Origin of the sequence: Actinomadura miaoliensis, from assembly GCF_039536785.1 — a bacterium.
GTDB lineage: Bacteria > Actinomycetota > Actinomycetes > Streptosporangiales > Streptosporangiaceae > Spirillospora > Spirillospora miaoliensis.
Genome location: NZ_BAAAZG010000019.1, coordinates 179,509 through 187,601 on the forward strand (window position 1 = coordinate 179,509; position 8,093 = coordinate 187,601).

Genomic DNA, 8,093 nt, shown 5'->3' on the forward strand with positions numbered 1-8,093 from the left:
CCACCAGGGAGTCATGGTGTCCGCCCGGCTCGTCGTCCTCGTCTCCGGCGCGGGGACCAACCTACAGGCGCTGCTCGACGCGTGCGCGGATCCAGCCTACGGTGCGCAGGTGGTGGCCGTGGGCGCCGACCGCGACGGCACCGGCGGCGTGGAGCGCGCCGAACGCGCCGGACTGCCGACGTTCACCGTCCGCGTGCCCGACTTCCCCGACCGCGCGCGATGGGACGCCGCCCTCGCCGACGCCGTCGCCGAGCACAAGCCGGACCTCGTCGTCTCCGCCGGGTTCATGAAGATCTTCGGCCCGCGGTTCCTGGAGCGGTTCGGCGGCCGCACCATCAACACCCATCCCGCGCTGCTGCCCTCCTTCCCCGGGGCGCACGCCGTCCGCCAAGCCCTGGCCTACGGGGTGAAGGTGACGGGCTGTACCGTTCACTTCGTCGACGAAGGCGTGGACACCGGACCCGTCATCGCCCAGGAGACCGTCCGGGTCGGCTGGCATGACGACGAGGACTCCCTGCACGAGCGCATCAAGCAGGTGGAGCGCCGGCTGCTGGTCGAGGTCGTGGGCCGCCTGGCCCGCGACGGCTGGACCCAGAAGGGCAGACGGGTCTCCATGAAGTGCGGGACCTGCAACACGTCCGTAGACGGAGACGATGAGGGGAGCTCGGCCGGTGAGTCGGGTGACGATTAAGCGCGCGCTGATCAGCGTGTACGACAAGACGGGGCTGGAGGAACTGGCCCGCGGCCTGCACGAGGCCGGGGTGGAGATCGTCTCCACCGGCTCCACGGCGGCGCGGATCGCCGCCGCCGGGGTGCCCGTCATGAAGGTCGAGAAGCTCACCGGGTTCCCCGAGTGCCTGGACGGGCGGGTCAAGACCCTGCACCCCAAGGTGCACGCCGGGCTGCTGGCCGACCGCCGCAAGGACGACCACGTCCAGCAGCTCGAGGACCTGGGCGTCGAGCCGTTCGACCTGGCCGTGGTGAACCTGTACCCGTTCGCCGCCACCGTCGCGTCGGGCGCCAAGCCGGACGAGTGCGTCGAGCAGATCGACATCGGCGGCCCCACGATGGTGCGCGCCGCCGCCAAGAACCACGCCAGCCTCGCCGTCGTCGTCGACCCGTCGGCCTACGGCCAGGTGCTGGAGGCCGTGGCGGCGGGCGGCTTCACGCTGGAGGAGCGGCGCCGCCTGGCCGCGCGCGCGTTCGCGCACACCGCCGCCTACGACGTGGCGGTCGCGTCGTGGTTCGCCGGTCCGTACGCGGCCGACGCCGACGCCGAGGAGTCGGGCTGGCCGGACTTCCTCGGCGCCGCCTGGGAGCGCAAGGCCGTCCTGCGGTACGGCGAGAACCCGCACCAGCGCGCCGCGCTCTACACCGCGCAGGACGGCCCGGCGGGGCTGGCGGGCGCCGAGCAGCTGCACGGCAAGGAGATGTCGTACAACAACTACGTCGACGCCGACGCCGCCCGCCGCGCCGCCTACGACTTCGCCGAGGCCGCCGTGGCGATCATCAAGCACGCCAACCCGTGCGGCATCGCGGTCGGCGCGGACGTGGCCGAGGCGCACCGCAAGGCGCACGCCTGCGACCCGGTGTCGGCCTACGGCGGCGTCATCGCGGTCAACCGTCCGGTGACCGCGGCGATGGCCGAGCAGGTCGCCGACGTGTTCACCGAGGTCATCGTGGCGCCCGGCTTCGACGACGACGCCCTGGAGATCCTCACCCGCAAGAAGAACATCCGGCTGCTGCGCTGCCCCGAGGGGCCGGCGAGCGCCGAGGAGTACCGGCGCATCGACGGCGGCGTGCTGCTGCAGAGCGTCGACAAGGTGGACGCCCCCGGCGACGACCCGGCGAACTGGGAGCTGAAGACCGGCGCCCCCGCCGACGAGGCCACGCTGCGCGACCTGGCGTTCGCGTGGAAGGCGTGCCGCTCGGTCAAGTCCAACGCGATCCTGCTGGCCGCCGACGGCGCCACCGTCGGCGTCGGCATGGGCCAGGTCAACCGGGTCGACTCGGCGCGGCTGGCGGTGTCGCGGGCGGGCGACCGGGCCGCCTCGGCGGTCGGCGCGTCCGACGCCTACTTCCCGTTCCCCGACGGCCTGCAGGTGCTCACCGAGGCGGGCGTGCGGGCGATCGTCGAGCCGGGCGGGTCCATCCGCGACGAGGAAGTGATCGCCGCCGCCAAGGACGCGGGCATCACGCTCTACTTCACCGGCGTGCGCCACTTCTTCCACTGACGCCGCCGACGTTCGGCCGCCGACGTTCCACCGGCCCGGTGCGTCGCACCGGGCCGGTGGCGTTCGCGCCGCCTGTGGTCGTTTGGGCGATTTCATTCCCGTGGGCTTGGTAGCCTCGCCGTCGGTCGCGTCCGCACACCCCCCGTGACGTCCGGCGCGCCCGAAGCCTGGCCCGTGCTCGCGGCAGGCGACCACCGTTGAGCCTTTGGAGGCGCGATGGACTTCGTTGTGTCCCTGCTGGTGGGAATGGTCATGCAGACCACCTCCCTGCTCCTGGAGTCGCGGCAGCTGATCGGCCTGGCCGCCGCCGTCCTGGCCGCGATCCTGGCCGCCCAGCTCGGCTGGCACGGCACCGACCGCCTGATCGCCTGGCGCGGACGCCCCGACGAGGAGTGATCCGGCCGGCCGCGCCGCCGCCCGGCCCCGGCCGATAGCATGGCGGGGACGCGACTGGCGCGGACAAGGTGGATTCACCACCGGGGAGCGAAGGACATCCGGACACCGCGCGCCTGGGTGTACGGGACGGCAGCCGGGGAACCCGCGACGAGCCCGTCCACACAGGACCCCGGCCACGACAGCGCGGAGGTGCGTATGACTGCACGGATCCTGGACGGCAAGGCCACGGCCGCGGAGATCAGGGCCGACCTGAAGAAGCGGGTCGACGCGCTGCGCGAACGCGGTGTCGGCGTGGGCCTCGGCACCGTGCTGGTCGGCGACGACCCCGGCAGCCACGCCTACGTCAACATGAAGCACCGCGACTGCGCCGAGGTGGGCATCGAGAGCATCCGCCGCGACCTGCCCGCCGACGCCTCCCAGGAGGACGTCGAACGCGCCGTCGCCGAGCTGAACGCCGACCCCGCCTGCACCGGCTACATCGTCCAGCTCCCCCTGCCCAAGGGCCTCGACGAGCACCGCGTGCTGGAGCTGATCGACCCGGCCAAGGACGCCGACGGGCTGCACCCGGTCAACCTGGGACGGCTGGTCCTCATGCAGCCCGCCCCGCTGCCGTGCACCCCCAAGGGCATCCTGGAGCTGCTGCGCCGCTACGACGTGCCGCTGCGCGGCGCCGAGGTCACCGTCGTCGGCCGCGGCCTCACCGTCGGCCGCTCGCTCGGCCTGCTGCTCACCCGCCGCTCCGAGAACGCCACCGTGACGTCCTGCCACACCGCCACCCGCGACCTGGCCGCGCACACCCGCCAGGCCGACATCGTCGTGGCCGCCGCCGGCGTCCCCGGCCTGATCACCGCGGACATGGTGAAGCCCGGCGCCGCCGTGCTGGACGTGGGCGTGTCCCGGGTGGACGGCAAGCTCACCGGCGACGTCGCCCCGGACGTCCGCGAGGTGGCGGGCTGGGTCGCCCCCAACCCCGGCGGTGTCGGCCCCATGACGCGCGCCATGCTGCTGGCCAACGTCGTCGAGGCCGCCGAGGCCGCGGCCGGCGCCTGAGCGTGGTCGTGACCGCGTGACCCTCGGTCGATGCGGCTGAGCCGACAGGGGGTTCACCCGTACGGGACCGTGGCCCTCGGCGCATGGCCCCGTACGGGCGAACCTTGCGCACCGCTCCCCGTTTGCGCTGCCGTGGGAGCGGCCGCAAGCTCAGTGCGTCAGGTCAGCTCGCCCTCCGTCCCGCCGTGCCCGCCGGGGGACGGCCGGGCGCGCCGATGCGGCCCGGTGGATGGCTCGGGGCGTGACCGGGACGGCGGACCTCCGTGGTGCGGGCGTCCATCGGCGTCCGGTTCTGCTGCTGCGGCACGTGCACCGGCGGCAGAGGGCGGACGAGCCCCATCGCGATGACCTCGTTGGCGAGACGGGTGCGCCGGTTGGCGCCCTCGGGGATCCGGAACTTCTGGTAGAGCCGCAGCAGGTGCTGCTTGACCGCGGCCTCGGTGACGACCAGGTCGGCGGCGATCTCACGGGCGGTGGCGGGCGCGACGAACGCCTCGTCCGACAGGGCGGGCCGGCACAGCGAGGTCAGCACGTCGACCTCCCGGCGGGTGAGCTCGGGGGCCACGGCGCGCCGCAGCTCGACGTCCGGATCGACCTCCTCCCGGGGGATGCCCCCCATCCGGCAGCGCGCCGTGCCGAAGCTCACGACGTCGCCGTCCTCCAGTACGCGGCGGGCGATCGGGCGGCCGTTGACCCGGGTCCCGTTACGGGACAGGCCCATGTCGACGACATAGACGTACGGGCCGCGCCGAACGATCTCTGCGTGCAATCGGGACACACTCGGGTCGTCGAGGCGGATGTCGACTCCGCGCCCTCGCCCGACCGTCGTGACGTCGGGGCGCAGCGGCATCACCAGGCCGCTGTCCTCGATCCGCATGAACGGCCCCTCCACGGCAGTCCTCCCAGCTAGTTAGCGACCCCTGTCTGCCGGGTTACCCGGACCCGGTAGCGCCACACCCTCCTACTGGTGAGTAGGACCCGTGACACAAGGCGTCCGGCGTCCCAGTGCGTTCGCGAAACCCCAGGTGTCCCGCCCAGACGGCCGTCAATTTTCAACCTCGGTCCTGCAAAGCGGTGGAAAATGCCTTCGTAGTCGACGTTACATCCGGAAGGCGTCCGGAGGGTCCGCTGCGGGCCCCGGGCGGAAATTCCAACCGCTACGGTTGGTGTGTCAGACCTTTCGGTGAGGTCGGTGAGGGAAACACACATGAGCGCGGAGCTGGGTCGGCGGCGGAGGCGGGCCCCGGGAGCGGGCGGCGCGCGGGCCAACCGGCTGAGCCGGCTGCCCTATCTGCTGGTGCTGTGCGGCGTGGCCGGCGGGCTGGTGCTGTGCTCGATGGCCTACTTCCGCAAGGGTTCGATGCTGATCGCCGCCGCGCTGCTGTTCGGCGCGCTGGCCCGGGCGCTGCTGCCGGAGTCCCAGCTCGGGCTGCTGGCGGTGCGCAGCCGTTCGCTGGACTGCTGGACGCTGGTCGTCCTCGGCGAGCTGACCGCCTTCGCCGCCCTCAGCATCCCCCCGATGAACAAGGCGGGCCTGGCCGTGGCCGCCGCCTTCGGCGTGCTGGTCGGGCTGGCCGGGCTGCTGCGCGTCCTGCGGTACGTGCTCTTCGAACGGCGCGGCGCGCACCGGCGCGGGGCCGACGATGCCGGGGGTGTGCCGGTTCACCCCTTGTGATGGGAATTGTGAGGTAAGGGGCAGGTCTAGACCGGTACGGGCGGTCGGCTAGCCTACACAGTTGAGCCTTACAAGGACTGCCGGCCGGTGTAGGAAGAGGGACAGCAACAGCATGCCCAAGATCAAAGTAGCGGGCCCGGTCGTCGAACTCGACGGCGACGAGATGACGAGGATCATCTGGCAATTCATCAAGGACCAGCTGATCCTGCCCTACCTGGACGTGGACCTGAAGTACTACGACCTGGGTATCGAGCACCGGGACGCCACCGACGACCAGGTGACGATCGACGCCGCCAACGCCATCAAGGAGCACGGCGTCGGCGTCAAGTGTGCGACGATCACCCCGGACGAGGCCCGCGTCGAGGAGTTCGGCCTCAAGAAGATGTGGCGGTCGCCCAATGGAACGATCCGCAACATCCTGGGCGGCGTGGTCTTCCGTGAGCCGATCGTGGTGTCGAACATCCCGCGCCTGGTGCCCGGCTGGACCAAGCCGATCATCATCGGCCGTCACGCCCACGGCGACCAGTACCGCGCCTCCGACTTCGTCGTCCCCGGCCCCGGCACGGTGACGATCTCCTACGTCCCCGAGGACGGCGGCGAGCCCATCGAGATGGAGATCGCCAAGTTCACCGGCGGCGGCGTCGCGCTGGGCATGTACAACTTCGACGACTCGATCCGGGACTTCGCCCGCGCGACCATGCGCTACGCGCTCGACCGCGGCTTCCCGCTGTACATGTCGACCAAGAACACGATCCTCAAGGCCTACGACGGCCGGTTCAAGGACCTGTTCGCCGAGGTCTACGAGACCGAGTTCAAGGCCGACTTCGAGGCCGCGGGCCTCACCTACGAGCACCGGCTGATCGACGACATGGTCGCCCAGGCCCTCAAGTGGGACGGCGGCTTCGTCTGGGCCTGCAAGAACTACGACGGCGACGTCCAGTCCGACGTGGTGGCGCAGGGCTTCGGCTCGCTCGGCCTGATGACCTCCGTGCTGATGACCCCCGACGGCCGCACCGTCGAGGCCGAGGCCGCGCACGGCACCGTCACCCGGCACTACCGGCAGCACCAGCAGGGCAAGCCGACCTCCACCAACCCGATCGCGTCCATCTTCGCCTGGACGCGCGGTCTGGCCCACCGCGGCAAGCTGGACAACACGCCAGAGGTCGCGCAGTTCGCCCACACGCTGGAGCAGGTCTGCATCGAGACCGTCGAGAACGGCCAGATGACCAAGGACCTCGCCCTGCTGGTCGGCAACGAGAGCTGGCTGACCACGCAGGAGTTCCTGGAGGCGCTCGACGTCAACCTCCAGAAGAAGGTCGCCAGGTGAGGTAACCCCTCCTGATTCGTGGTCCGCCTTCGCGGGCAACGCTACGTGAGGTGACATAGATTCTCCGCATCTGCCCTGCGGATGCGGGGATGGTCCCGACCTGGCCCTGCTCGTCGGGGGCGACACAACGTGCTCCCCGCGCACGCGGGGATGGGCATCTGAAGGCCGTCTCGGTGATCCCGGGGCGGCCTTCGGCGTGTTCGGGCGTATGTGTGCTTCTTCGGGGTACGCGAGCAGCGACACCTGGCGGAAGCCGTCGCGTCGGCGCGCGATAGCCTGGCGGGCGGTATCTCGACAACGAGACAAACCGCGCGGCGGCCCGCCCCCGGGCGTCCGCGCCGGAGATCCACCGGCGGCCGACCGGCCCCGTCAGGTCACAGCAGGAGATGAGCGCATGACTCGCACCCCAGTCAACGTCACCGTCACCGGCGCCGCGGGCCAGATCGGCTACGCGCTGCTGTTCCGCATCGCGTCGGGGCAGCTGCTCGGCGCGGACGTCCCGGTACGCCTGCGGCTGCTGGAGATCCCGCAGGCGGTCAAGGCGGCCGAGGGCACCGCCATGGAGCTGGACGACTGCGCCTTCCCGCTGCTGGCCGGGATCGACATCTTCGACGACCCGACGCCCGCGTTCGAGGGCGCCAACGTCGCGCTGCTGGTCGGGGCGCGGCCGCGGACCAAGGGCATGGAGCGCGGCGACCTGCTGGAGGCCAACGGCGGGATCTTCAAGCCGCAGGGGCAGGCCATCAACGCCGGCGCCGCCGACGACATCAAGGTGCTGGTCGTCGGCAACCCGGCCAACACCAACGCGCTGATCGCCCAGCGGAACGCCCCGGACGTGCCCGCCGAGCGGTTCACCGCGATGACCCGCCTGGACCACAACCGCGCCCTGGCGCAGCTGTCGAAGAAGGCGGGCGTGTCCGTCGCCGACATCAAGAAGATGACGATCTGGGGCAACCACTCGGCCACCCAGTACCCGGACATCTTCCACGCCGAGATCGGCGGCAAGAACGCGGCCGAGACGGTCAACGACCGCGAGTGGCTGGAGAACGACTTCATCCCGACGGTCGCCAAGCGCGGCGCGGCGATCATCGAGGCGCGCGGGGCGTCCAGCGCCGCGTCCGCCGCCGGTGCGGCCATCGACCACGTGTACACGTGGGTGAACGGAACGCCGGAGGGCGACTGGACGTCCATGGCCGTGCCGTCGGACGGCTCCTACGGGGTGCCCGAGGGCCTGATCTCCTCGTTCCCGGTGACCTGCAAGGACGGCCGCTGGGAGATCGTCCAGGGGCTGGAGATCGACGACTTCTCGCGGGCCCGCATCGACGCCTCGGTCAACGAGCTGGCGGAGGAGCGGGACGCCGTGCGCAAGCTCGGCCTGGTCTGACCGCGCCGACCTGCGGGGCCCCGGACC

8 protein-coding genes and 1 riboswitch are annotated in these 8,093 nt (G+C 71.5%); of the genes, 7 read left to right on the top strand and 1 reads right to left on the bottom strand.

The annotated features are described in order from the left end of the window. Positions 1-13 precede the first annotated feature (13 nt). From purN to ABD811_RS16890, 4 genes are all read left to right on the top strand, one after another. The gene (purN, locus tag ABD811_RS16875; RefSeq protein ID WP_344947974.1) at positions 14-691 is read left to right on the top strand and encodes a phosphoribosylglycinamide formyltransferase; all 678 of its coding nucleotides are present in this window, start codon (positions 14-16) and stop codon (positions 689-691) included. Further along, on the top strand, positions 654-2,234 hold the full coding sequence (purH, locus tag ABD811_RS16880; RefSeq protein ID WP_425549417.1) for a bifunctional phosphoribosylaminoimidazolecarboxamide formyltransferase/IMP cyclohydrolase: 1,581 nt from the start codon (positions 654-656) through the stop codon (positions 2,232-2,234). The genes purN and purH overlap by 38 nt, the downstream gene beginning before the upstream one ends. 216 nt (positions 2,235-2,450) lie before the next feature. Continuing rightward, complete coding sequence (locus ABD811_RS16885; protein ID WP_344947980.1) at positions 2,451-2,630, top strand: hypothetical protein; 180 nt, start codon at positions 2,451-2,453, stop codon at positions 2,628-2,630. Between the two features lie 40 nt (positions 2,631-2,670). After that, positions 2,671-2,756: riboswitch (ZMP/ZTP riboswitch) on the top strand. A gap of 69 nt (positions 2,757-2,825) precedes the next feature. Then, entirely contained in the window at positions 2,826-3,680 is an 855-nt protein-coding gene (locus tag ABD811_RS16890) for a bifunctional methylenetetrahydrofolate dehydrogenase/methenyltetrahydrofolate cyclohydrolase (protein WP_344947983.1), read from the top strand. Between the two features lie 163 nt (positions 3,681-3,843). Here ABD811_RS16890 and ABD811_RS16895 read toward each other — a convergent pair whose 3' ends face one another. Next, the gene (locus tag ABD811_RS16895; protein ID WP_344947986.1) at positions 3,844-4,572 is read right to left on the bottom strand and encodes an FHA domain-containing protein; all 729 of its coding nucleotides are present in this window, start codon (positions 4,570-4,572) and stop codon (positions 3,844-3,846) included. Positions 4,573-4,887: 315 nt separating this feature from the next. On the opposite strand from ABD811_RS16895, the gene ABD811_RS16900 reads away from it, so the two are divergent. From ABD811_RS16900 to ABD811_RS16910, 3 genes are all read left to right on the top strand, one after another. Then, positions 4,888-5,355 (top strand): DUF3017 domain-containing protein, encoded by a 468-nt coding sequence (locus ABD811_RS16900; protein WP_344947989.1) that lies wholly within the window; start codon positions 4,888-4,890, stop codon positions 5,353-5,355. 112 nt (positions 5,356-5,467) lie between these two features. After that, the gene (locus ABD811_RS16905) at positions 5,468-6,682 is read left to right on the top strand and encodes an NADP-dependent isocitrate dehydrogenase (protein WP_344947992.1); all 1,215 of its coding nucleotides are present in this window, start codon (positions 5,468-5,470) and stop codon (positions 6,680-6,682) included. 394 nt (positions 6,683-7,076) lie between these two features. Next, positions 7,077-8,066 carry a malate dehydrogenase gene (locus ABD811_RS16910; protein ID WP_344947995.1) on the top strand — a complete coding sequence of 330 codons (990 nt, stop codon included), beginning with the start codon at positions 7,077-7,079 and terminating at the stop codon, positions 8,064-8,066. The last annotated feature ends 27 nt before the right edge of the window (positions 8,067-8,093 follow it).